The 24,505-nt window shown below is 58.3% G+C and carries 26 protein-coding genes and 1 tRNA gene; 8 read left to right on the top strand and 19 right to left on the bottom strand.

What is annotated here, in order from left to right:
- The 4 genes from PHD22_RS09485 to PHD22_RS09470 form a co-directional block, all read left to right on the top strand.
- Positions 1-551 (top strand): RnfABCDGE type electron transport complex subunit G (locus PHD22_RS09485; RefSeq protein WP_299865560.1); only part of this gene is annotated, 551 nt, incomplete at its 5' end.
- Between the two features lie 15 nt (positions 552-566).
- Entirely contained in the window at positions 567-1,259 is a 693-nt protein-coding gene (locus tag PHD22_RS09480) for an electron transport complex subunit E (RefSeq protein WP_299865558.1), read from the top strand.
- An 8-nt stretch (positions 1,260-1,267) separates the two neighbouring features.
- Positions 1,268-1,900, top strand: a complete 633-nt coding sequence (gene nth, locus PHD22_RS09475) for an endonuclease III (protein ID WP_299865565.1) — start codon at positions 1,268-1,270, stop codon at positions 1,898-1,900.
- Positions 1,901-1,908: 8 nt separating this feature from the next.
- On the top strand, positions 1,909-2,337 hold the full coding sequence (locus PHD22_RS09470; RefSeq protein ID WP_299865555.1) for a DUF1841 family protein: 429 nt from the start codon (positions 1,909-1,911) through the stop codon (positions 2,335-2,337).
- Positions 2,338-2,423: 86 nt separating this feature from the next.
- Here PHD22_RS09470 and purM read toward each other — a convergent pair whose 3' ends face one another.
- Entirely contained in the window at positions 2,424-3,458 is a 1,035-nt protein-coding gene (purM, locus tag PHD22_RS09465) for a phosphoribosylformylglycinamidine cyclo-ligase (protein WP_299865552.1), read from the bottom strand.
- A gap of 204 nt (positions 3,459-3,662) precedes the next feature.
- On the opposite strand from purM, the gene hda reads away from it, so the two are divergent.
- A complete protein-coding gene (gene hda, locus PHD22_RS09460) occupies positions 3,663-4,343 on the top strand; it encodes a DnaA regulatory inactivator Hda (RefSeq protein WP_299865547.1) in 681 nt (226 codons plus the stop codon).
- A 7-nt stretch (positions 4,344-4,350) separates the two neighbouring features.
- Positions 4,351-5,016, top strand: a complete 666-nt coding sequence (locus tag PHD22_RS09455; protein WP_299865545.1) for an HAD family hydrolase — start codon at positions 4,351-4,353, stop codon at positions 5,014-5,016.
- A 10-nt stretch (positions 5,017-5,026) separates the two neighbouring features.
- Here PHD22_RS09455 and PHD22_RS09450 read toward each other — a convergent pair whose 3' ends face one another.
- Entirely contained in the window at positions 5,027-5,836 is an 810-nt protein-coding gene (locus PHD22_RS09450) for a Crp/Fnr family transcriptional regulator (protein WP_299865542.1), read from the bottom strand.
- A gap of 449 nt (positions 5,837-6,285) precedes the next feature.
- Between PHD22_RS09450 and PHD22_RS09445 the strand changes: the two genes are divergently transcribed.
- Positions 6,286-8,097, top strand: coding sequence for a HAMP domain-containing protein (locus PHD22_RS09445; protein ID WP_299865539.1), 1,812 nt, complete (start codon positions 6,286-6,288; stop codon positions 8,095-8,097).
- 9 nt (positions 8,098-8,106) lie between these two features.
- A complete protein-coding gene (narL, locus tag PHD22_RS09440) occupies positions 8,107-8,790 on the top strand; it encodes a two-component system response regulator NarL (RefSeq protein ID WP_299865536.1) in 684 nt (227 codons plus the stop codon).
- Positions 8,791-8,884: 94 nt separating this feature from the next.
- On the opposite strand, the gene PHD22_RS09435 is transcribed toward narL, so the two are convergent.
- The 17 genes from PHD22_RS09435 to PHD22_RS09355 all read right to left on the bottom strand — a co-directional run bounded on the left by PHD22_RS09435 (position 8,885) and on the right by PHD22_RS09355 (position 24,368).
- Complete coding sequence (locus tag PHD22_RS09435; protein ID WP_299865533.1) at positions 8,885-9,178, bottom strand: DUF3579 domain-containing protein; 294 nt, start codon at positions 9,176-9,178, stop codon at positions 8,885-8,887.
- A gap of 98 nt (positions 9,179-9,276) precedes the next feature.
- Complete coding sequence (locus tag PHD22_RS09430) at positions 9,277-9,567, bottom strand: DUF2818 family protein (RefSeq protein ID WP_299865531.1); 291 nt, start codon at positions 9,565-9,567, stop codon at positions 9,277-9,279.
- Between the two features lie 28 nt (positions 9,568-9,595).
- Positions 9,596-11,062, bottom strand: a complete 1,467-nt coding sequence (gene nuoN, locus PHD22_RS09425; RefSeq protein WP_299865528.1) for an NADH-quinone oxidoreductase subunit NuoN — start codon at positions 11,060-11,062, stop codon at positions 9,596-9,598.
- Positions 11,063-11,105: 43 nt separating this feature from the next.
- Positions 11,106-12,587, bottom strand: a complete 1,482-nt coding sequence (locus PHD22_RS09420; RefSeq protein ID WP_299865525.1) for an NADH-quinone oxidoreductase subunit M — start codon at positions 12,585-12,587, stop codon at positions 11,106-11,108.
- Between the two features lie 78 nt (positions 12,588-12,665).
- A complete protein-coding gene (gene nuoL, locus PHD22_RS09415) occupies positions 12,666-14,696 on the bottom strand; it encodes an NADH-quinone oxidoreductase subunit L (RefSeq protein WP_299865522.1) in 2,031 nt (676 codons plus the stop codon).
- Positions 14,697-14,708: 12 nt separating this feature from the next.
- Positions 14,709-15,014: an NADH-quinone oxidoreductase subunit NuoK gene (nuoK, locus tag PHD22_RS09410; protein ID WP_299865520.1), complete on the bottom strand. Its 306-nt coding sequence runs from the start codon at positions 15,012-15,014 to the stop codon at positions 14,709-14,711.
- Between the two features lie 34 nt (positions 15,015-15,048).
- A complete protein-coding gene (locus PHD22_RS09405) occupies positions 15,049-15,651 on the bottom strand; it encodes an NADH-quinone oxidoreductase subunit J (protein ID WP_299865517.1) in 603 nt (200 codons plus the stop codon).
- 37 nt (positions 15,652-15,688) lie between these two features.
- Positions 15,689-16,177, bottom strand: coding sequence for an NADH-quinone oxidoreductase subunit NuoI (gene nuoI / locus PHD22_RS09400; protein WP_299865514.1), 489 nt, complete (start codon positions 16,175-16,177; stop codon positions 15,689-15,691).
- Between the two features lie 10 nt (positions 16,178-16,187).
- Entirely contained in the window at positions 16,188-17,237 is a 1,050-nt protein-coding gene (gene nuoH, locus PHD22_RS09395; protein ID WP_299865511.1) for an NADH-quinone oxidoreductase subunit NuoH, read from the bottom strand.
- On the bottom strand, positions 17,237-19,585 hold the full coding sequence (gene nuoG, locus PHD22_RS09390) for an NADH-quinone oxidoreductase subunit NuoG (protein ID WP_299865508.1): 2,349 nt from the start codon (positions 19,583-19,585) through the stop codon (positions 17,237-17,239). Before nuoG ends, nuoH begins: the two co-directional genes overlap by 1 nt.
- 7 nt (positions 19,586-19,592) lie before the next feature.
- The gene (gene nuoF / locus PHD22_RS09385; protein ID WP_299865505.1) at positions 19,593-20,903 is read right to left on the bottom strand and encodes an NADH-quinone oxidoreductase subunit NuoF; all 1,311 of its coding nucleotides are present in this window, start codon (positions 20,901-20,903) and stop codon (positions 19,593-19,595) included.
- Entirely contained in the window at positions 20,900-21,376 is a 477-nt protein-coding gene (gene nuoE, locus PHD22_RS09380) for an NADH-quinone oxidoreductase subunit NuoE (RefSeq protein WP_299865503.1), read from the bottom strand. The genes nuoF and nuoE overlap by 4 nt, the downstream gene beginning before the upstream one ends.
- A gap of 57 nt (positions 21,377-21,433) precedes the next feature.
- Positions 21,434-22,687 (bottom strand): NADH-quinone oxidoreductase subunit D, encoded by a 1,254-nt coding sequence (locus PHD22_RS09375; RefSeq protein WP_299865501.1) that lies wholly within the window; start codon positions 22,685-22,687, stop codon positions 21,434-21,436.
- Positions 22,680-23,282, bottom strand: a complete 603-nt coding sequence (locus PHD22_RS09370) for an NADH-quinone oxidoreductase subunit C (protein ID WP_299865563.1) — start codon at positions 23,280-23,282, stop codon at positions 22,680-22,682. Before PHD22_RS09370 ends, PHD22_RS09375 begins: the two co-directional genes overlap by 8 nt.
- A gap of 12 nt (positions 23,283-23,294) precedes the next feature.
- Positions 23,295-23,771, bottom strand: a complete 477-nt coding sequence (locus tag PHD22_RS09365; protein WP_299865498.1) for an NADH-quinone oxidoreductase subunit B — start codon at positions 23,769-23,771, stop codon at positions 23,295-23,297.
- A 53-nt stretch (positions 23,772-23,824) separates the two neighbouring features.
- Positions 23,825-24,199 (bottom strand): NADH-quinone oxidoreductase subunit A, encoded by a 375-nt coding sequence (gene ndhC / locus PHD22_RS09360; protein ID WP_299865495.1) that lies wholly within the window; start codon positions 24,197-24,199, stop codon positions 23,825-23,827.
- Positions 24,200-24,283: 84 nt separating this feature from the next.
- Positions 24,284-24,368: transfer RNA gene (locus tag PHD22_RS09355), tRNA-Leu, on the bottom strand.
- Positions 24,369-24,505: the final 137 nt, after the last annotated feature.

The raw sequence follows: 24,505 nt of genomic DNA, 5'->3' as shown, positions 1-24,505 counted from the left end.
CCCGGGACGCGATTACAGCGTCCGCCACCGAAGAGAAAATGAAACTGATCTCCGAGGTTCTCCCCGGCAACAGCTACGACAACAGCCTCCTTGAGGATTATCTGCATCTCGAAGTCACGCCGGAGCTCGGGCTGGACAAGGGCGGCCGGGTATATCGGGCCCGGAAGGGTGGCCAGCCCGCCGCGCTGCTTCTGGAGACGACCGCCCCGGATGGGTACAGCGGGCGGATCGACCTGATCGTCGCAGTCCGGGCGGATGGGAGCCTGTCGGGTGTCCGGGTCGTCAGCCACCGGGAAACCCCGGGCTTGGGCGACTATATCGACCTGAAAAAGGACAGGGACAAGACCTCCCCCTGGATCCTCCAGTTTGCCGATCTGCCCGCCGCAAAGCTGCCCGGCTGCAAGCTGCGCAAGGACGGTGGCCAGGTCGCCTACCGGGCCGGGGCCACCATCAGCGCACGGGCAGTGACCAACGCCGTCGCCCGGGCCACCCGCTACGCCCACGAAAACCAGCATCGCCTATTCGCCACCGCCTCCGGCGGAAAACCCTGATCACGGAGCATGAGCATGGACACCCAAGCCTGGCGGGATATCGCCTGGAACGGCATCTGGAAGCAGAACTGCGGCATCGTGCAGATCCTCGGTCTGTGCCCGATCCTCGCCGTCAGCTCCAGCGTGGTCAACGCGGTCAGCCTCGGCCTCGCCACCGTGCTGGTGATGGCCCTGGCCAACCTGGCCATCTCCGCCCTGCGCAACTTCATTCCCTACGAGATCCGGATCCCGGTCTTCATCCTGATCATCGCCGCACTGGTCACCGTGGTGGACCTGACCTTCAACGCCTATCTCCACGAACTGTACCGGGTCCTGGGCATCTTCATCCCCCTCATCGTCACCAATTGCATCGTCCTGGCCCGGGTCGAAGCCTTTGCCGCCAAAAATGAACCTCAGGCCTCCACGGTGGACGGCATCGCCATGGGCATTGGCCTGACCCTGGTCCTGGCCGTGCTTGGCGCCATGCGCGAAGTGGTCGGCAGCGGCACCCTGTTCTCCGGAATCGAGATGATCCTCCCCGGCGCCAGCGGGATCGAGCTCTTCGGCCCCACCTATCCAGGTTTCCTGGTGGCCATCCTGCCGCCCGGGGCTTTCATCGCCCTGGGTTTCCTGATCGCCGGACGCAACTGGATCGAAGCACGCAAGCAGGCCCGCAGCAAGGCTCCCCCTCCGGCCCCCGCTGAACCCATCTCTGCAGAAGCCGTCTGATGGCAGACATGAAGCTGGCCGGTGTGGCGGAGGCCTTCCGCCGCCTGCGCGAAACCAACCCGGACCCGACCACCGAACTGGAATACGGCTCCCCCTATCAGTTGCTGGTGGCCGTAGTCCTGTCGGCCCAGGCCACCGACAAGGGCGTGAATCTCGCCACCCGCCGGCTGTTCGCCCTGGCCCCCACGCCGGAAGCGATGGTCAGTCTGGGGGAAGCGGGCATCTCCGAGCAGATCAAGACCATCGGTTTGTTTCGGAACAAAGCCAGGAATACCCTGCTCCTGTCACATCAGCTGCTGGAACGTCACGGGGGCGAGGTTCCCCATGACCGGGAGGCCCTCGAGGCCTTGCCCGGCGTTGGGCGCAAGACGGCCAATGTGGTTCTGAACACCATTTTTGGCGACCCCACCATGGCGGTAGATACCCACGTCTTCCGGTTGTCCAACCGCACCGGCCTCGCACCGGGCAAGGACGTGCTGGAAGTGGAAAAACGCCTGCTCCGCCGCATCCCCAAGGAATACCTGCGGGACGCCCACCACTGGCTCATCCTCCATGGCCGCTATGTGTGCACCGCCCGCAAACCCAAATGCGGCGCATGCCTCATCCACGACCTTTGCCTTTACCGCGACAAGACGGAATAACAACGACCATGTTCGACCCTTCCCGAGACCAGGCCCGGCAGTTCTTCCTGACGGCCTGGACCAAGCACAAGAACCGCGAAGTCCTGACCCAGCTGGAAGTGATTGCGGCGGACCTGATCGCACACCACCCGGAATACCATCCCCTGCTGGACAATCCGGAGGCCATCCACAAGGATTTCAGCCCCGAGGATGGCCAGATCAACCCCTTCCTGCACCTGTCCCTGCACCTGGCCATCGAGGAGCAGCTCTCCATCAACCAGCCGCCGGGCATCCGGGAAGCCTTCGAGCTGTGCCAGGCTCGCCAGGGGGACCGGCACGCAGCCCTCCACGACGTGCTCGAAGCCCTCGGTGAAACCCTCTGGCGAGCCCAGCGGGACAAGGCCCCGCTAGACGGCAAGGCCTATGTGGACGCAGTCAGAAAACGCGCAGGCGCCTGAGCCGGGAACCGCAAGGCGACCTACGGGACACGTTCCATGAAAAAACGGGTCATCAGGACCCGTTTTTCAAACTGCCCGGATCGGGATCAGATCACCACCGTCGGGGCCTGACCTTCCGCGCGCGCTTCAATATTACCCAGGGTGTAGACCGTCTCACCGGTGGAGCGAAGCTGTTCGGCCGCCATGGCCGCATCCTCGGCGGCAACGATGACCACCATGCCAATACCGCAATTGAACACCCTGTACATTTCCTGGGCCTCCACATTACCGGCGCCCTGAAGCCACTGGAACAGGGGCGGCATCTGCCAGGCATCCTTCTTCAGGACCGCCGTGAGCGTGTCGCCCAAAACCCGGGGAACATTGTCCAGCAGGCCGCCGCCGGTAATATGCGCCATGCCCTTGACGAGGCCATCACGCTTTTCCATCAGGGCCAGCAGGGATTTCACGTAAATGCGGGTGGGCTCCATGATCACGTCCTTCAGCTTGCGGCCGTGGAAATCCCCTTCCAGATTGGGCTTGCTGACCTCGATGATCTTGCGGATCAGGGAGAAACCGTTGGAGTGGGCACCGCTGGAGGCCAGGCCAAGGACCACGTCGCCGGGGCGGATGGTGGAACCGTCGATGATCCTGGATTTATCCACGGCCCCCACGGCAAAACCGGCCAGATCATATTCGCCGTCGGGATACATGCTGGGCATCTCGGCAGTCTCGCCGCCGATCAGCGCACAGCCGGACAGCTCGCAGCCCTGGGCGATGCCCTGGACGACGGTGGCGGCGGTATCCACATCCAGCTTGCCGCAGGCGAAATAATCCAGGAAGAACAGGGGCTCGGCACCCTGCACCAGGATGTCATTGACGCTCATGGCCACCAGATCCTGGCCAACGGTGTCATGCTTGTTGAGCTGGAACGCCAGCTTGAGCTTGGTGCCGACTCCGTCAGTGCCGGAGACCAGCACCGGATCCTTGAATTTCTTGGAGATCTCGAACAGGGCGCCGAAACCGCCGATACCGCCCAGCACCTCGGGGCGCATGGTGCGCTTGGCAAAGGGCTTGATACGGTCGACCAGGGCATCGCCGGCATCGATATCCACACCGGCATCGCGATAGGTAAGGGAGCTCATGGGTTCTTTGATCTCTTCTGAAGCGACCGGACGGACCGGGAAAAAACGCTCCTTGGGTTGAGCGCCCCGCCCCGACCGGCTACATTAACGGGCCTTGCGCCACAATGACCGGAGTGTTCCGGCTGCTGCGCGCAAACAAACCCGAATTTTAGCCGAAAAGTCGCCCGCCCGCCCTTTCCCGGTATGTGCTGGCGAGACCATCCCGTGAAGCAACTCACCCTCGATCTGCATGCCGACCATCCCCCCCAGCTGGAAAACTTCGTCGCAGCCTCCAACGCAGACCTGCTGGCAGCGCTTTACGAAACCATCCCGGTGGCGGACGTGCCACAGCATCTCTTTTTGTGGGGAGACGCGGGCAGTGGTCGCAGCCACCTGCTGAAGAGCGTGGTTACCGCGGCCGCCCAGGCTGGCCGTCCGGCCTGCTATTACCAAGCAGCCGACGTGGGGGAGATGCTGCCCGAAGCCCCTTCCCTGCTGCTGGCCGTGGACGATGTGGAAGCCCTGGGTCCCGAAGCCCAGATCGCCCTGTTCAGGGCCTTCAACGCCGCACGCGGACTACGCATGACCCTCGTCACCAGCGGTTGCGCGGCCCCGCTCCACCTCAGCCTGCGCGAGGATCTGCGCACGCGGATCGGCCAGAGCCTGATCTTCGAGGTCAAGTCCCTCACCGACGACGATCGCACCGCCATCCTGGACGCCCAAGCGGCAGCCCGCGGCCTCCGGCTGGAACCGGAGATCGTTCAATATCTGCTGCGCCACGGCCGCCGGGACCTCACCAGCCTCCTGCGCACGCTGGACGCCCTCGACGCCGCATCCCTGGAGCGCAAGCGCGCCATCACCCTGCCCCTGCTGCGGGAGATCCTGCAGCGCGACCAGACCCTCTGAGGCCCCCATGGAACTTGTACTTTTCGACCTGGACAACACCCTGCTCGCCGGCGATTCGGATTTCGAGTGGGCCCAATATCTGATCTCCCGCGGCGTCCTCGACCGGGAAGTGTACGAAGCGCGGAACCAGACCTTCTACGAACAATACAAGGCTGGCACCCTGGACATCTTCGAATTCCTGGATTTTCAGCTGATGCCCCTGGCCCGTCACAGCCGGGAGCAGCTCGACGCATGGCACCAGGACTTCCTGGAGACCCGGATCCGCCCCATGATGACCGAGCAGGCCCAGGCGCTGGTGCGGGAACATCTGGACCGGGGTGCCATCGTCGCCGTAGTGACCGCCACCAACAGCTTCGTGACCGGCCCGATCGTGCGGGCCTTCGGCATTCCCCACCTGATTGCCACGATTCCTGCCCAGGAAAACGGCGTCTTCACGGGCAGGCCCCGTGGCACGCCCGCATTCAAGGCCGGCAAGATCGAGCGGGTGGAAGCCTGGCTGGAAAGCCTGGGCCTGTGCTGGAACAGCTTTGAACGCAGCTGGTTTTACAGTGACTCCCACAACGACCTGCCGCTGCTGGCCAAGGTCACTCATCCGGTGGCCGTGGATCCGGACGACACCCTGCTCGCCCACGCCACGTCTCTAGGCTGGCCAGTGATCAGCCTGCGAGGCTGACGGCAGCCCGTCAGGCGTAAGCCGGGTGCCCACCCGCAACCACGCTGCTCCTGTCGAACCGACTTGCAGCGGCAGGCGCCTGGGCTGACGAACACCGGGCAGGAAGCTGACTGCCACGGCGAGAGGAAACCCGCACGCTGAAGGTCTGGAAAAAAACAGGCGTCAGGGTGACATGCTTGCCGTGCACCTCCAGATGCCCCTCGTCGGAGAGCTCCCGAAAGATCCGTGACAGGGTTTCCGGCGTGAATCCCAGTCGCGCAGCCAGAACATGCTTGGGAATCGCCAGTTCAAGTGTCATGCCATGAGTATCGAACTCCGGTCCGGCCAGACGCAGCAGGTAGTCCACAAGCTTGCAGGTCCCCGACTGGAAGCACTCTGCAGCAATATCCCTCTCGATGGCGCTCTGGCGTCGTGCCATCGCAGAAAGCAGCCTGCGGGTCAGGCAGAGGTCATGCTCGAGGGCGCCCAGCATGCTCTCCCGGGTCAGGGACAGCAGGACAACGGGCGTGACCGAATCAACGGAGGAAACACAAGGACTGTCGCCAAAAAGCTCGGCAAAACCAAACATATCCCCAGGGGACAGAATCTCGAGCACTTTCTCTCCCCCTTCCTGAGAAGAGACAGAGACTTTCAGATGACCGGACATGACATGGTAGAGACCGCGGGGATGATCCCCCGCCGCATAGATGCTTTTGCCCTTGGAGAGACTGAGTACCTGCGCACCATGAGCAATTTCCAGGAGGATGGAATCTGCCAGATCAGATAGCAGCGGTATCTGGCGCAGAACCAGCATGAGATTTTCGGAACGGACTTGCATCATGTCACCTCTCGGTCCAGGGGGAAACAAGGCGTTCCATAACGAACGCTCTTCAGGCATGTGATGCAGTCTAGGAGTCCATCCGAGGGCTAGACTTGACTTGGATCAAAACAGCACAGAGAGGGAAATAGACTAAATTACCTCTTAGTAGGTAACAAAATCTACCCCTCGATAAAATCACAACCCATTGAATCAAATAGATTTAGGCATACTCAACCCCAGTCTGACCTGCGCCATTAAAAAATCCAGGGAGAATAGAAGGAGATTCTGCCTACTACCATTTTCCCGGAGCATCCAGCCCACCGGCTTCCCTCGGGCTGAACTCTGGCCCAGAATCCACGCTTCCCGGTTTCTGTGACCTGTCTTCCGTGCATCCTGCATCCTCAGCCTCCATGACATTTCGGCACAAACAGCCCTCCGTCGTGCGGCGCATGGGCGCGTGGATATCCGCGATGGCAGCCCTGGCCGCTGCCTCCATCCTGATGTCGATCACGGTCGTCGAACTGTCCAGTGGGGATGCAAAGGCCATCAACATCGCTGGATCCCTACGCATGCAATCCTATGCTGTCCAGGCAAGCGTCCATGGCAGTTACCACGCAAACCACTCCCTCCTGACGACGGCCATCGATGAATTTGAACGACGCCATCAAAGCTCAGGTCTTGTGCACGCTCTCCCCCAGGCACTCGATCACCCCATCCGTGTAGCCCACGCGGCCGTCGGCAATTACTGGCAGGAGATCTACAAACCTCTGGCCCAGGAGGCTGCAAGCGAGCAGCGTCATTACCCGGAGCTCACCACCAGAACACTGGAACTGGTGCACCATATCGATCACCTTGTTGAGCTTGTCGAAGAAGGGCTGGAAGCCAAGCTGCATCTGCTCCGCCTTGCCCAGGCGGTTTCATTGATCCTGCTCGGGCTCGTCAGCATTGGCGCCGTACTCCAGCTCAAGAAGGACGTTCTGCATCCCCTCCGTGCTCTTCTGACGTCCGCGCATCGGGTTCGGAGCGGAGACTTCACGACCCGGGTCCCCCCCCGCCAACCCGACGAGCTGGGACAACTGGGGGAAGCCTTCAATTTCATGGTGGAAGATCTGTCCACCAGCTATGCTGGTCTGGAGCGCCGGGTGGCAAAAAAGACCCGGGAGCTTGCCCGCAGCAACCAGTCCCTCAGCCTCCTCTACAACATCACCCGGACCCTGTCGGAGCGGGCGGTCAGTCACGCAACCCTCCAGTTCGTACTGACGGAGCTGAATGCCGTGATCGGTGTGGACGCTGGCCTGGTCTGTCTTGGGCGCGCTCACCTGGCAGGCATGCCCGCCATCGGCAGCACGGAAGATCAAGCCAGTCTTCAGCAGGCATGTCTGGCCTATTGCCAGCACAACGGTGAGGGTGGCACGCCGGTAGCCCGATTGCGCGTCGACACGGAGCCTTCAGGACGTCACCTCCTCAGCGTCCCCCTCTTTGACGGGGATCAAAATCACGGCACCATCTTGCTGCGACTGCAAGGGAACCTGCTGCCCGAACGCTGGCAGGTCGATCTCATGGAGGCAGTAGGTCGTCATGTGGGGGGCGCCCTGGCCACGATGCAGCGCAATCATGAACGCCATCGACTCAGCCTGATGGACGAGAGGTCGGTGATAGCCCGGGAACTCCACGACTCCCTGGCCCAATCCCTGTCCTACCTGAAAATCCAGGTAACCCGCCTGCAGGCGTTGCTCTCAGGCAAAAGCAACGCCACCGGGCCCGTCATGGATGTCGTGCAGGAACTCCGGGACGGCCTGAATGAAGCCTACCGGCAACTGAGAGAACTGCTGACCACCTTCCGCCTTCGGATCGACGACCGCGGCCTCCGGGCTGCGATCGAAGACAGCATTCAGGCCTTCACCCATCGAACTCACGTGCCGGTCAGACTGGCAGACCACCTTGAACACATCGACCTCTCCCCCGAAAGGGAAATCCATGTTCTCCAGATCATTCGTGAAGCCCTGGCGAACATCGAACACCATGCGCGGGCAACTCAAGTAGAGATATGCCTGGAGCAGACTGAAAGCGGCCATCTGCGAGTTCGGATCAGCGATAACGGAATCGGCATGGACACCAGCAATCCGCCCCTGAACCGCTACGGCCTCGTGATCATGCGTGACCGCGCCCATAGCCTGGATGGAAACCTCCTCGTGTCACGCCGGCTTGCGGGTGGCACGGAAGTCCAGCTCCAGTTCCCCCACGATGCACTTCCGAGAGAAAATGGCATCACACTCCCGTGAAGGTCCTTCATGCACGCTTTGTCTCCCTGCTCCGTCATCATCATTGACGATCACCCCTTGTTCCGCAAAGGTGTCTCCCAACTGCTCGCTCTGAACGATGAACTTCACCTGATCGGCGAGGCTTCGAGCGGGGAGGAAGGTCTGGAACTGGCCCGGGCCCTGGAGCCCGATCTCATCCTTCTCGACCTTAACATGAAGGGCATGAATGGTATCGAAACCCTCAAGGCGCTCCGGGAAGCTGATCTGGCAGCCAGAATCCTCATCATCACGGTTTCCGATGCCGCAGACGACCTGGTTTCCGCCATCCGCGCCGGAGCCGATGGCTATCTACTCAAGGACATGGAACCGGAAGAACTGCTGGAGCGGATCGTGCAAGCCCAGCGAGGGAGAATCGTCATCAGCGAGCGCCTGAATGGACTTCTGGCCCGATCCCTTCGCGACGAAGCCCAAGCTGCAGAACGCAGTATTGCGCCCCTCACGGACCGGGAAAAGGACATCCTCGCCTGCCTGGCCAGCGGACTTTCAAATAAATTGATTGCCCGCGACCTGAACATCGCAGAGGGTACCGTCAAGGTCCATATCAAGAATATGCTTAAAAAACTCAAATTCCGCTCTCGCCTGGAAGCCGCCGTCTGGGCCATAGATCAGAACATGCGGAATCACCTGCCTCAAGGCCGCAACACCGGAATCTGACGCCTCAAGCCACAAACTCTGGTCTGTCGTTTTGGCGGGAATCAAATGTGGGAATACTGGCTCGGGGTGGCCAAAAAAAAGGTGCCGCAGCACCTTAAATAAAATAGTCGTCAGGCAGTATCTCTACCTGAAGATCGTTGTCTTTGGCAAAATTGCGAAGGAAATTGTAAGCCAGTGGCTCGATGTCGTGAATCCGTGCATCCACCAGTACTGTTTTATCCCCCTTCAGGTTACAGGCCGGCCTGACATAGGGGGAATACTTCATCCGGTGATCCGCTCCAAAAGCAGACATGATCCCGCATAACCGATCTGCCCAGTCACTGGGACGAAACGTTCGCCCGTCGCTGGTCCGCCCCACGATCACAAAATTTTCAGTCTTCTGAATCATGCGCTATCGAGAACCCAAGGCTGAGTGAGGAATACACATTACAGGGCACTGCATTATCGCCTTCGGACAAAACTGCCCCCCTGCGCCCTACATGATGCTCAAGCCGACCGCCAAAGAAAACGCCTGACGAAACCCGGAAACGCAGCAACGAGGAAGAGGCAAGCACAGATTGCATAGAACTCCCACCCTTGACGGTAGGGTGTGCCAAATTGGCTGCCTTCGTGATGATGTAGCAGCGCCCCCGAAAACAAAAACAACAGGACAAGCTCGAGAAGGATCGTGCCTATTCCTTTTTCATTGCCCCGAATCGGCAAGATCAACAAAAAACGGCGGGTAAAAAAAGGGAGGTTTGCCAGGCAAAACAATCCAGCGAGGATCAACCAGACCACCTGACGCCCTCCCCTTTCAATCCGTTGCTCAGAGGGAAGCGAGCAGCGCGTAGGCGCACAACGACATCAGGGCCTGGGGCATCAGACCCAGGGCAGCAACGGCGACACCATTCATGGAAAGAAGGACACGCATGTCCGCCGTCGCCGTGAGCGGCGTGCTGTCCGTCGGCTCATCGAAATACATCAGCTTGACGACACGCAGGTAGTAGAACGCACCAATCAGCGACATGACCACCGCCAGGATGGCGAGCCAGAGGTAGCCGGCAGCCACAACAGCCTGCAGAACCGAGAACTTGGCAAAGAAGCCGATGAAGAACGGGATCCCCGCCATCGAGAACATCACCATCGCCATGACGGCTGCAAACCAGGAACTGCGCTTGTTCAGGCCCTTGAAGTCATCAAGATCCTCTGCGTCAAAACCAGCCCGGGAAAGCAACAGGATCACGCCAAAGGAGGCCATGCTCATCAGTACATAAGCCACCATGTAGAACATCGATGAACTGTAGGCGTTCAGGGCGAAGTGACGGTCGCCGCCCACCACACCGGACATCAGGCCCAGCAGCATGAAGCCCATATGGGAAATGCCGGAGTAACCGAGCATCCTCTTGATGTTGGTCTGCGCAATCGCTGCCAGGTTGCCAAGAACGATCGAAAGCACGCCCAGGAACATCAGCATGGACTGCCACTGCTCCGCCAGCTCAAAGAGGCCATTCACCAGCAGACGCATGGCCATGGCAAAGGCTGCGAGCTTGGGTGCGGAGGCGATGAACAGGGTCACGGACGTGGGAGCACCCTGATAGACATCGGGAATCCACATATGGAAGGGCACGACACCGAGCTTGAAGGCCAGACCTGCAACCACGAAAACCAGGCCGAACATCAGAACCGTGCGATTGCCGGTCTGGTGGTAGATCACCTGAGCGATCCCCGAGAGCTCGAGGGTACCCGTGCCACCATAGATCATCGAGATGCCATAGAGCAGGAGGCCAGAGGCAAGTGCGCCCAGGACGAAGTATTTCATCGCCGCCTCGGTGGACTTCACGGAGTCCCGCTGCAGCGCCACCATGCCATACATCGACAGGGACATCATCTCCAGGCCCATGTAAAGGGACAGCAGATGGTTTGCCGAGATCATCACCATCATGCCCAAGGTAGCGTAGATGGCCAGGGCGTAGTACTCGGTGGTTTCGATCTTGCGGTCCCGCATGTAGCCCCTTGCATAAAGGAGTACCACTGCAACCGAGAAATAAGTCACCAGCTTGAGGAAGTCACCCATCAGGTCATCCACGTACATGTTGCTGAACGTGAAATTGACCTGGCCATCCATCGTCCCGAGGGTGATGGCAGCAGCCCCGAACAGCGTGATCTGGGTCAGGGTGTAAACCAGGTTGCGGGCATCCTTCATGAACGTCCCTGACAACAGGACGACAAAGGACATGGCAGCTACGAAAAGCTCCGCTGCCGCTGGGTAAAAGTCAGGAATAACAAAGTTCATCTTCAGGCCACAATCCGGTGGTTTTCTTCTCGAATACAGGAGGTCAGAGCTTGCTCACAGCCACGTGCTTGAGCAGGTCATTAACCGATGCATGCATCACTTCCGTGATCGGGAACGGGTAGATACCCATGGCCAGAACACAGATCGCGAGGATCGCGAGGAAAACAAACTCCCTGTTGTTGATATCCGTCAACTCTGCCACGTGCTTGTTGGTGATTCCGCCAAACACGACCCGCTTGTACATCCACAGCGTGTAGGCGGCACCCACGATGAGAGTGGTGGCCGCAGCGAAGCCAACCCAGAAGTTGAATTGCACCGCCCCAAGCACCACCATGAACTCACCCACAAACCCGGAGGTGGCAGGCAGACCTGAATTGGCCATCGCAAAAAGCATGAAGAAGGCAGCAAACTTGGGCATCACATTCACAACGCCACCGTAATCAGCGATCTGGCGGGAATGCATGCGGTCGTAAAGCACACCGATACAGGCAAACATTGCGCCTGACACGAAACCGTGAGAAATCATCTGCACCAGGGCACCCTCGATACCCAACGGATTGAAGATGAAGAAACCCAGGGTCACGAACCCCATGTGAGAAATCGACGAATAGGCCACCAGTTTCTTCATGTCGGTCTGGACCAGGGCCACAAAACCGATGTAGATGACAGCGATCAGTGACAGCGTGATCATCATCGGCGCGAAAGCCTGGCTGGCATCCGGCGCAATGGGCAGGGAAAACCTCAGGAAACCGTAAGCGCCCAGCTTAAGGGCGATGGCTGCCAGCACGATGGAGCCCCCCGTGGGTGCCTCCACGTGGGCGTCGGGCAGCCAGGTATGCACCGGGAACATCGGCACCTTGACCGCAAAGGACACGAGGAAGGCCCAGAAGATCAGGGACTGTACATCCATATCGAGCTTGAGCTGATGCCAGTCAAGGATGCTGAAGCTGCCACCGGACTCCATGAACAGGTACAGCAACGCAACCAGCATCAGCAGGGAACCAGCGAGGGTGTAGAGGAAGAACTTGATGGCTGCATACACCCGGTTCGCTCCACCCCACACGCCAATGATGATGAACAGCGGAATCAGCGAAGCCTCGAAAAAGACGTAAAACAACACGCCGTCTAGGGCACTGAAGATTCCGTTGATCAGACCGGACATGATCAGGAAGGCCGCCATGTACTGGCTGACCTTCTGCTGGATCACTTCCCAGCCCGCCACCACAACGATCACCGTGATAAAGCTGTTGAGCAGGACGAAGAGCACCGAGATGCCGTCCACGCCCAGTACGTAGTTGATGTTGAAGCGGGGAATCCATTGATAGGACTCGACGAACTGCATCGCACTGGTTGAAACATCGAAGCCGGTATAGAGCGGAATACTGACCGCCAAACCCGCGAGCGCAGACAGCAAGGCTACGAATCTGGCGACCGACGCATTACGGTCCGACCCCGAAGCTAGCGCCAGTAGGCCACCAACGATCGGAACCCAAATCGCAAGGCTGAGGAATGGAATACCCGTCATCTCTACTTTCCGTTCTATGCACCGTTGCCGGCGCTCAAGTCCTAAATCTCTCTAATACCAGGCTCGACAAAGAAGCTGTCACCCGCGGTTGAACCAGAAGGTCAGCAGGATGAACACACCGATGATCATCGAGAACGCGTACTGATAAATGTGGCCGCTCTGGAACAACCGGGACAGCTGCGCGATGAAGCCGACGAACTTGGCGGAACCGTTCACCACCATTCCGTCGATCAGCGCCTGATCACCCACTTTCCACAATCCCTTGCCCAGGAGACGAGCGCCACCGGCAAAAACCAGTTCGTTGAACTTGTCGAAGTAGTACTTGTTCTCAAGCAGGGTATGGATCGGCTTGAAAGTGCGCATGATTGCAGCCGGAATTGCCGGTGCCACCATGTAGAACACGTAGGCCGTCACCACGCCCGCCATGCCCAGGGCGAAAGGCACAGAGGTCAGACCGTGAATACCCATGGCTGCGGCACCGTGGAACTCCTCGGCCAGTTCGCGCATGGCGGTATGGTTTTCGCCAAAGTGGATGACACCCTTGAAGAACTCACCGAACAGCATCGGCTCAATGGCCAGGTAACCGATGATGACGGACGGGATGGCCAGCAGAACCAGGGGCAGCGTGACGACCCAGGGCGACTCGTGAGGCTTCTGACCCGGCGCAAGACCGTGATGGTGCTCGTCATGGCCGTGCTCGTCATCCTCATGGGCATGCGCGTCGTGAGCGTGGTGATCGTCATGAGCCTTGCCGAAACGTTCTTTCCCGTGGAATACCAGGAAATACATCCGGAAAGAGTAGAAGGCCGTCACGAACACACCTGCCATCACGCAGAAGTAGGCGTAACCCGCACCCGGGATGTGAGACAGATGCACCGCCTCAATGATCATGTCCTTGGAGTAGAAGCCGGCCAGGAACGGGAAACCGATGAGGGCCAGGGAGCCCAGCAGCGAGGTGATCCAGGTGATCGGCATGTACTTCCACAGGCCACCCATGTTGCGCATGTCCTGGTCATGATGCATGCCGATGATCACGGATCCGGCACCCAGGAACAGCAGAGCCTTGAAGAAGGCATGGGTCATCAGGTGGAATACCGCTGCAGAGTACGCGGACACGCCCAGCGCCACGGTCATGTAGCCGAGTTGGGACAGGGTCGAGTAGGCCACCACGCGCTTGATATCGTTCTGGACGATACCCAGGAAGCCCATGAACAGTGCAGTGGTGGCACCGATCACCAGCACAAAGGACAGCGCGGTCTCGGAGAGCTCGAACAAGGGAGACATCCGGGCAACCATGAAGATACCCGCCGTAACCATGGTGGCAGCGTGGATCAATGCGGAAATCGGGGTCGGACCCTCCATGGAATCCGGCAGCCAGACATGCAGCGGAACCTGGGCCGACTTGCCCATCGCGCCGATGAAAAGGCCGATGCAGATCGCAGTGATCAGGGGCCAGCCCGTCTCGGGGACGGTCATGCCGGCCAGTTCGTTGGCCTTGGCAAAGACTTCCGCGTAGTTGAGGGTGCCCGCAAAGGCTGCCACCAGACCAATGCCCAGCAGGAAACCGAAGTCACCGACCCGGTTCACCAGGAAGGCCTTCATGTTGGCAAAGATTGCCGTCGGTCGGGTGTACCAGAAACCGATCAGCAGATAGGACACCAGGCCCACCGCCTCCCAGCCGAAGAACAGCTGCAGGAAGTTGTTCGACATCACGAGCATGAGCATCGAGAAGGTGAACAACGAGATGTAGCTGAAGAAACGCTGGTAGCCCGGATCCTCGGACATGTAGCCGATGGTATAGATGTGAACCATCAGTGACACGAAGGTCACCACCAACATCATCATGGTGGTGAGGGAGTCGATCAGGAAACCGACCTCCAGCTTGAGATCTCCACTGGTCGCCCATGTATAGAGATTCCCGTTGAACACGTTGCCTGCCTGGACGTCCTGGAAAATGACCAGGGAAGCCACAAAGGAAACTGCCACACCGAGAATGGTGACCGTGTGAGCGCCTGCGCGCCCGATCACCTTCCCGAAAAGGCCCGCCATGATGGCACCGAACAACGGCGCCAGCGGTACCAACAGATAGAGTTTCTGCATCTCCGTCATCGAAACGCTTCCTTATCCCTTGAGGCTGTCCAGGTCATCCACGTGGATCGTCCGCAGGTTACGGAACAGAGCGACGAGAATGGCCAGACCAATTGCAGCTTCAGCAGCTGCCACGGTCAAAATGAAGAAAACAAAGATCTGACCCGCTGCATCTCCCAGATAGTGGGAAAACGCAACAAAGTTCAGGTTGACCGCCAGCAGGATCAGTTCGAGGGCCATCAACAGCACGATCAGGTTCTTCCGGTTAAGGAAAATCCCGACGACGCCGATCGCAAACAGAATCGCGCCGAGAATCAAGTAATGAGACAAAGACAGCATGCAAAGTCCTCCCTGACGATCGTCAGCAGAAATTTCAATCCTTTTCCGCGGGCATCGAAACGATGCGCACACGATCGTCACGCTTGACCGCAACCTGCGCGGCCGGGTCGATGACCTTCACGTTCTTGCGCTTGCGCAGGGTCAGTGCCACTGCAGCAATCATCGCCACCAGCAGCACGATGGACGCCAGTTCAAACGGATAAACGTATTCGGTGTAAAGCAGACGCCCCAACTCCTTGGTATTGCTATATCCCTCTTCAACATCACCGGGAGCAGGCATTGCATCCAGACCAAAATACTTCCCACCCAGCACGATGGACATTTCGACCACCATGAGGATACCGATGAGGGCCCCAACGGGCAGGTAGCTCCAGAACCCCTGGCGAATGCGCTCAATGTTGATGTCAAGCATCATCACAACGAACAGGAACAACACCATGACCGCACCGACATAGACCATCACCAGGGCGATGGCGAGAAACTCTGCGCGAAGCAGCATCCAGATGCCACTGGCACTGAAGAAGGCCAGCACAAGGAACAAGGCTGCATGTACTGGATTCCGCGCAGTGATCACGCACAGCGAGGCCAGGACAAGCACCGTCGAGAAGAAATAAAAAACAACTGACTGGAAATCCATGGGTGTCTTCCGGGAAGAATGTTGATCCTGCGACCGATCAGCGGAACTTGGCTTCGGATTCGCGATCCTTGGCAATCTGAGCCTCGTGGCGATCCCCCACCGCAAGCAGCATCTGCTTGGTGTAATACAGATCTCCCCGCTTTTCGCCGTGGTATTCGAACACCCGGGTTTCCACGATGGCATCCACCGGACAGGCCTCCTCGCAGAAACCGCAGAAAATGCATTTGGTCAGATCGATGTCATAACGGCTGGTGCGGCGGGAACCGTCGTCACGCTGCTCCGACTCGATCGTGATCGCCATGGCAGGACAGATTGCTTCACACAGCTTGCAGGCGATGCAGCGCTCTTCACCGTTAGGATAGCGGCGCAGGGCGTGCAGCCCCCGAAAGCGAGCACTCTGAGGCGTTTTTTCCTCGGGAAACTGAACCGTGATCTTGCGGGCAAAGAAGTGGCGGCCGGTAAGAGCCATCCCTTTCAGGAGCTCCTTCAGGAAGAGGCTGCCAACGAATTGTTTCATCGAACCCATTTTCTTACCCTCACTTCCAGATCGACAGGGGAGACATCACCCACACGGCGACGACGACGACCCAGAACAATGTCAGCGGAATGAAAACCTTCCAGCCCAGACGCATGATGTGGTCGTAGCGGAAACGGGGGAAGGTCGCGCGGAACCAGAGGAACAGGAACAGGATGAAAGACGTCTTGAGTGCCAGCCAGACGAAACTGTCAGGAAGGAAACCCACCGGCGAAAGCCAGCCACCCAGGAAGAGGATGGAGGTCAATGCCGAGATCAGGATCATGTTGGCGTATTCACCCAGGAAGAACAGGGCGAAAGCCATGCCGGAGTACTCCACCATGTGACCTGCAACAATCTCGGACTCGCCTTCCACCACATCGAAAGGTGCGCGGTTGGTCTCTGCGATGCCTGAAATCAGATAAACGATGAACATCGGAAAAAGCGGCAACCAGTTCCAGCTCAGGAAGCCGAAGCCCCACTCTGCCCATTGCCCCTTGCCCTGGCTCTCGACGATGGAAGTCAGATTCAGACTGGAGGAGATCATCAGCACGCAAACCAGCGCGAAACCCATGGCAATCTCATAGGACACCATCTGGGCTGCTGCACGCATGCCACCCAGGAAAGCATACTTGGAGTTGGAAGCCCAGGCCGCGATGATCACGCCGTACACCTCGATGGAGGTGATCGCGAGCAGGAACAGCAGGCCGGCATCCACGTTGCCGATGACCCAGCCATCGCTGAACGGAACCACTGCCCAGGCAGCCAGTGCCGGTCCGAGGGCCAGCACCGGTCCCAGGATGAACAGGCCCTTGTTGGCACCCGACGGTACGATGACCTCCTTCAGCAGCAGCTTTACACCATCGGCAATCGGCTGGAGAAGACCACGCGGACCGACCCGGTTGGGGCCAATGCGGACCTGCATATAGCCAATCACCTTGCGTTCGGCAAGGGTCAGGTAAGCAACGCACAGGAACAGCGGCGCAATGATGCCGATGATCTTCACGAGCGACCAGACGAGGGGCCATGAAGGCCCGAAAAATGCCGCGACAGGCTCGATGAACGATTCCATTACACCCGCTCCACGCTGATTTCACCAAACAGGGCACCCAGGGACGCCGTCAGGGCATGCCCCCCAGCGATACGGACGCAATTGTCTGCCACACCCTTATCTTCGAGCGCGTCCAGAACGACGACACCACCGACACGAACGGACGAGCCAGACTGGATGCCCAGTCGTCCGAGGGTTGCTGCGCTCATGCGGGCCTTCGGCTGTTCAGCATCCTTAGTCGCCTGAAGGGCCGGGGCACGACGGACCAGGGCATCGGCAGCATAAATGGAGACATCACTCACGCGTTCGATGCCGCCCTTACCCTTCTCAACAGCGACTGAGTCAATCCGGACCGTGTTGTCCAGCCTGACGTCTGCCACAAGACCATCAGCGTCGAGCACGCGCTTGCGGACTTCTTCAACCTTGTCGAAATCAAAACCCTGAACGCCAAGCATCTCTCCGATTACACGCAACACTTTCCAGCCTGGGCGGGAATCCCCCAGGGCCTTCACAACAGGATGGAAAGATTGAGCTCGGCCTTCGGTGTTGACGAAGACTCCCGCCGTTTCAGTGAAAGGCGCAATGGGCAGCAAAACATCGGCGTATTCAAGTGCCTTGGCAGACTTGAAGGGCGTGCACAAGGCTACCATTTCTGCCTTGCCGATCATTTCGGCAGCCTGATTGCCAAAAGCGGTATCAAGCTCTGCCTCAAGATTGAAGAGAACATACCCCTTCAGGCCTTGGGTCAGCATCTGTACAGCGTTCTTGCCGTGACCCTCGCTCCCAAAAGGAATGGCGCCTGCGATGTAACCTCCGACGCTGTTCGCTGCTTCACCGATGACGCCGAAACGAGCACCAGCCAGTTGAGCGATTTCCTGGGAAATGGCATGGAGGGTTGCCGCAGCACCATGCTGCACGGCGGCATTGCCGAGCCAAACCGCAGCACGGCGACCCGATGCCAGACTCTCTGCGATGGCGCGTGCTTCGGAGCTTGCCGAAACCCCCTGCAGCGCATCAGTGAATGCGGGGCCAGCATCCTTGCCGGTAACCTCCACGAGTGCCTTGAGCACTGCCAGCAGGGCAGCCGCCATTCCACTGGGCGCCACGCACAACGTATTCGCAACGGGCATCTGCCAGTCGTCGAAGGCCGAATTGATTGCGCTGAGCTTGAGGCCCTTCTTGATACCTTGACGGACACGCTGCGCCAGCAACGGGTGATCCTTGCGGAAGAAACTGCCGACCACCAGCAGGCGATCCAACGTACCCGTTTCAGCGATGGGCATACCCAGCCAGGGCGCCCCCGCCATCTTGCCATCATTGCTGAAGTCCACCTGGCGCAGGCGGAAGTCGACGTTGTCCGAGCCAATACCGCGCATCAGGGACTGGACGAGATACATCTCCTCCAGCGTACTGTGGGGGGACACAAGGGCACCCACCGAATCCTTGCCATGGTCGGCCTGAATCGACCGCAGACCATTGACCACGTACTCGAGAGCCGTGCTCCAGTCCGTTTCAAGCCACTGACCACCCTGCTTTACCATGGGCTTGGCAAGACGTTCGCCAGCCGTGAGCGCTTCATAGGAAAAGCGATCCTTGTCGCTCAACCAGCACTCATTGATTGCTTCGTTCTCGAGGGGTAGAACCCGTTTGACCGTATCGTGCTTGACCTGAACAATCAGGTTGCTACCCAGGGAGTCGTGGGGACTCACGGATTTGCGACGGGACATTTCCCAGGCCCGGGCATCGAACCGGAACGGCTTGGAAGTCAGGGCACCCACCGGACAGAGGTCAATGATGTTGCCAGAGAGTTCCGTATCCACCGTTTTCTCGACGAACGTCATGATTTCGGCATGCTCGCCGCGGAAGGCCTGGCCCAGCTCCATGAGGCCCGCGATCTCCGACGTAAAGCGGACACAGCGGGTGCAATTGATACAGCGGGTCATGTCGGTGGACACCAGAGGACCAAGGTCCTTGTTGGCAACGACGCGCTTCTCTTCCTGATAGCGGGATTGACCGGCGCCGTACCCCACCGAAAGATCCTGCAACTGGCACTCCCCACCCTGGTCACAGATCGGGCAATCCAGCGGGTGGTTGATCAGCAGGAATTCCATCACCCCTTTCTGGGCCTTCACTGCCTGCTCGGAGTGGGTCCAGACCTTCATGCCGTTGGTGACAGGCGTCGCACAGGCCGGCAAGGGCTTGGGCGCCTTCTCCACCTGGACTAGACACATCCGGCAGTTGGCAGCAATGGAGAGCTTTTTGTGGTAGCAGAAATGCGGCACATAGGCGCCGACCTGGTTGGCGGCCTCCATGACGGTGCTACCGTCAGGAACCTGCAACTGCTTTCCGTCAATTTCGATTTCTAGCATGTCGAGCCTACGCCACGTAAATCTTGCTGCCTTCGTACTGAACTTCCTTCGGTACGAGGCACTTCTTGTGTTCGATATGGAAGGCGAACTCGTCGCCAAAATGCTTGATGAAACTCTGAACCGGCATGGACGCTGCATCACCCAGGGCACAGATGGTCCGGCCCATGATGTTGGCAGTCACGCTGTTGAGGAGATCCAGATCATCAGGACGACCAAGACCGCTCTCGATGCGATGAACGACCCGGTAAAGCCAGCCGGTTCCTTCACGGCAGGGGGTGCACTGGCCGCAGGACTCCTCAAAATAGAAATAGGACAGACGCTCCAGCGCCTTGACCATGCATGTGCTTTCATCCATGACGATTACTGCACCCGAGCCCAGCATCGATCCGGCCTTGGAGATGCTGTCGTAATCCATCGTGCAGTCCATCATGGCGGCTCCGGTCAGGACAGGTGCCGACGATCCGCCGGGGATCACTGCCTTGAGCTTGCGACCACCCCGCATGCCACCAGCCATTTCAAGCAAGGTGGAAAAAGGTGTGCCAAGGGGAATCTCGTAGTTGCCAGGCTTGTTCACGTGACCTGACACGGAAAAAAGCTTGGTACCACCGTTATTCGGCTTGCCGAGAGCCAGGAATGCATCTCCACCCTCCCGAATGATGAAAGGGATGGAGGCAAAGGTCTCGGTGTTGTTGATGGTGGTCGGCTTGCCGTAGAGACCAAAGCTGGCGGGGAAAGGCGGTTTGAACCGTGGCTGGCCTTTCTTGCCTTCGATGGACTCCAGCAGCGCAGTTTCCTCGCCACAGATATAAGCACCGTACCCGTGGTGAGCGAACAAATCGAAGCAGAAATCGGATCCAAGGATGTTCCTGCCCAGCAGCCCGGCTTCGCGCGCTTCCTGCAAAGCCTCTTCGAAGCGATCGTAAACCTCGAAGATCTCGCCGTGAATGTAGTTGTAACCCCGCTCACAGCCCATCGCATAGCCTGCGATGATCATGCCTTCAATGACGGTGTGAGGGTTGTAACGCAGGATATCCCGATCCTTGAAGGTTCCCGGCTCGCCTTCATCGGAATTGCACGCCAGATACTTGGCGCCCGGAAAGGCACGGGGCATGAAGCTCCACTTCAACCCCGTGGGAAAACCGGCACCACCCCGACCACGGAGAGCAGACTTCTTCACTTCACCGATGATCTGATCCGCGGGGATCTTCTCGGCAATGATTTTCTTGAGCGCATCGTATCCGCCGCGCTTCACGTAGTCTGCGAGGCGCCAGGTACGATCGCCATCCAGACCGGAGAGAATGATGCCTTGATCAGTCATTTTTGCAGATCAGCCAGGAGTTGATCGATCTTTGCCTCAGTCATCCAGCTGCACATCCTGTGGTTGTTCACCAACAGCACGGGAGCATCACCACAGGCACCCATGCACTCACCCTCCTTGAGGGTGAAGCAGCCGTCCGCGGTGGTTTCATTGAAATCGATGCCGAGCTTCTTCTTGATGTAATCCGCTGCATGGACACCACCCGAAAGGGCACAGGGCAGATTGGTGCATACAGTGATCTTTTTTGCGCCCACCGGAGCGAGGTCATACATGTTGTAGAAACTCGCCACCTCATACACTGCAATAGCGGGAAGACCCAGGTACTCGGCCACGAACTCGATGGTCTCGCTGGCCAGCCAGCCCTTCTCTTCCTGCGCGATACGCAGCGCAGACATGGTGGCAGACTGCTTCTGATCGGGCGGGTACTTATCAAGCTCCCGATCGATTCTCTTCAAGGATTCCGGACTCAGCATTTTGATTTCTACGGTCAGCAGAGTTTCATTAGGGGCGCTTGGCATCAGGATTCCGCCTCAGCGGTCCACGTCACCGAACACGATGTCCATGGTTCCAATGATCGCCACGACGTCGGCAATCATGTGCCCGCGAGACATCTCGTCCATCGCGGAGAGGTGGGCAAATCCTGGCGAGCGAAGCTTCAGGCGGTAGGGCTTGTTGGCACCGTCGGACACGGCATAAACGCCGAATTCGCCCTTGGGATGCTCCACAGCCGCATAAACTTCGCCCGGGGGCACATGCATGCCTTCCGTGAAAAGCTTGAAATGGTGGATCAACTCCTCCATGTTGCTCTTCATCTTCTCCCGGGAAGGAGGGGCTACCTTGTGATTGTCGGAGATGACCGGTCCCGGATTCCTGCGCAGCCAGTCAATGCACTGCTTGATGATCCGGTTGGACTGACGCATTTCCTCGATCCGGCAGAGATAGCGATCATAACAATCACCCGCAGTACCAACGGGGATGTCAAAGTCCAATTGACCATAGACTTCGTAAGGCTGTTTCTTGCGCAGATCCCACTCGACGCCAGACCCCCTCAGCATCACCCCGGAAAAACCAAGCGCCTGAGCCTGTTCGGGTGATACCACGCCGATTCCGACCGTCCGTTGCTTCCAGATGCGGTTGTCGGTGAGCAGGGTTTCGTATTCGTCTACGTACTTCGGGAAACGCCGGGTGAAGTCTTCAAGGAAATCCAGCAGGGAGCCCTGCCGGTTCTCATTCAGCTCGGCAACCGTCTTGGCTGTCTTCCACTTGGACACTTCGTACTGGGGCATGCGATCCGGCAGGTCGCGGTACACACCGCCAGGCCGGTAGTACGCTGCGTGCATCCGGGCACCCGACACGGCCTCATAGGCATCCATCAGGTCTTCCCGCTCCCGGAAGGTATAGAGCACCATGGTCATGGCACCAATATCCAGAGCATGAGTGCCGACCGCCAGAAGATGATTGAGAATCCGGGTCACTTCATCGAACATCACCCGGATGTACTGCGCACGCAGTGGGACCTCAAGACCAAGCAGACGCTCGATGGACATGCAATAAGCATGCTCATTGCACATCATCGAGACGTAATCCAGACGATCCATGTAAGGCACCGACTGCACCCAGGTACGGGTTTCAGCAAGCTTTTCCGTGCCACGATGCAGCAGGCCGATGTGAGGATCGGCGCGCTCGACCACCTCACCGTCCAGCTCGAGAACCAGACGGAGCACACCGTGTGCAGAAGGGTGCTGAGGACCGAAGTTGATGGTGTAGTTACGAATCTCAGCCATGGCCTACATTCCCATAATTCTCATCGCGCACGATACGCGGAGTATTTTCCCGAGGCTCAATGGTTACGGGCTGATAGACCACGCGCCCCTGCTCCTGGTCGTAACGCATCTCAACATAACCGGAAATAGGGAAATCCTTGCGGAATGGATAACCCACGAAACCGTAGTCAGTCAGTATCCGGCGCAGATCAGGATGACCCGAGAACATGATTCCGAACATGTCGAATGCCTCACGCTCAAACCAGTTGATACCCGGCCAGACCTCGCACAGAGAATCAAGCACAGGAAAGTCATCGTTTTCGACGAAGGCACGAAGCCGCAGACGCTGGTTGTTGCTGACCGACAGCAGATGGACTGAAACCGCAAAACGCGGTCCATCTTCGCGCCCGGAGTAGGCGGAATAGTCAATACCCGTCAGATCCACCGCAATCTCGAAGCGGAATGCAGGATCATCGCGCAATTGAAGAGCTACTGCAGCGTAGTCCGCAGCAGCAACCACGATCGTCACCTCTGAATGAGCAACAACAGTCTGCTTGACTCGGTCACCGAGTTTTTCGGCAAGCAACTGGCTCAGGCGCTCTAATTTTTCACTCATGATGGTCAGCAATCAGCGGGCGATCGTGCATTCGCGCTTGATCTTGTTCTGCAACTGAACAAGACCATAAAGCAGCGCTTCTGCAGTGGGAGGACAGCCTGGCACATACACATCCACAGGCACTATGCGGTCGCAACCACGAACAACGGAATAAGAATAATGATAATAGCCGCCACCATTCGCGCAGGAACCCATGGAAATCACCCAACGCGGCTCAGACATCTGGTCATAAACCTTGCGCAAGGCTGGGGCCATCTTGTTGCACAGGGTGCCCGCGACGATCATCAGGTCGGACTGGCGCGGACTCGGACGAAAAACAATACCAAATCGATCCAGATCATAGCGGGAACAGCCGGCATGAATCATCTCGACCGCGCAACAGGCCAGACCAAAGGTCATGGGCCACAGCGAACCTGTACGAGTCCAGTTGATTACCGTATCAAGAGAAGTGGTTACAAACCCTTCCTTGAAGACACCTTCGATGCTCATAGACACCCTTTAAGCAACAATTCACGCGTCAGAGACTACCCAGCCAGGAGATATCACTCCCAGTCGAGCGCACCCTTCTTCCACACGTAGATATAACCAATCAGAAGAATGCCAAGAAAGACAATCATCTCGAAGAAGCCAAAAAGTCGAATGGCTTCATTGGCAGCAATTTCCCTCAAAATAGTCGCCCAGGGAAACAGGAACGCGATTTCGAGATCAAATAGGATAAAAAGGATTGCAAGCAGATAGTAACGGACATCAAACTTGATCCGAGCATCCTCGAAGGGCTCGAAACCACACTCAAAGGGAGATAGCTTTTCGGCGTCAGGCTTGCTGGGACCGAGAACCGAACCCGCAACAATAGGTATGAAACCGAAAGCAGCCGCAAACAGGATAAAAACAAGAACTGGAAAATAGGCTTCCAACATCACTTGAGCTCCCGCAACCGATAGCAGTTAAAGCTGCTGCCTGCAAGCAAACGCCCGCTTTGCGCGGGCGGCCTGCTTTATTTATGGTGCCGACGATGAGACTCGAACTCATACGGCTTTCGCCACTACCCCCTCAAGATAGCGTGTCTACCAATTTCACCACGTCGGCTTGTCGTTTGATGCTGCGCATTATAAGCCAATCACCCCCCTGCGCCAAGCATCACAGAGACTTATCGGGGGATGGCACCCGCCTTGGAAGCCCCCTCCTCCGGGACAGCAGGGGACTTGCCAGACGCATCAGGAGCA

This window comes from Zoogloea sp., from assembly GCF_028693495.1.
GTDB lineage: Bacteria > Pseudomonadota > Gammaproteobacteria > Burkholderiales > Rhodocyclaceae > Zoogloea.
The sequence above is the reverse complement of the archived record's forward strand: the minus strand, read 5'-3'. Positions and strand labels throughout refer to the sequence as shown.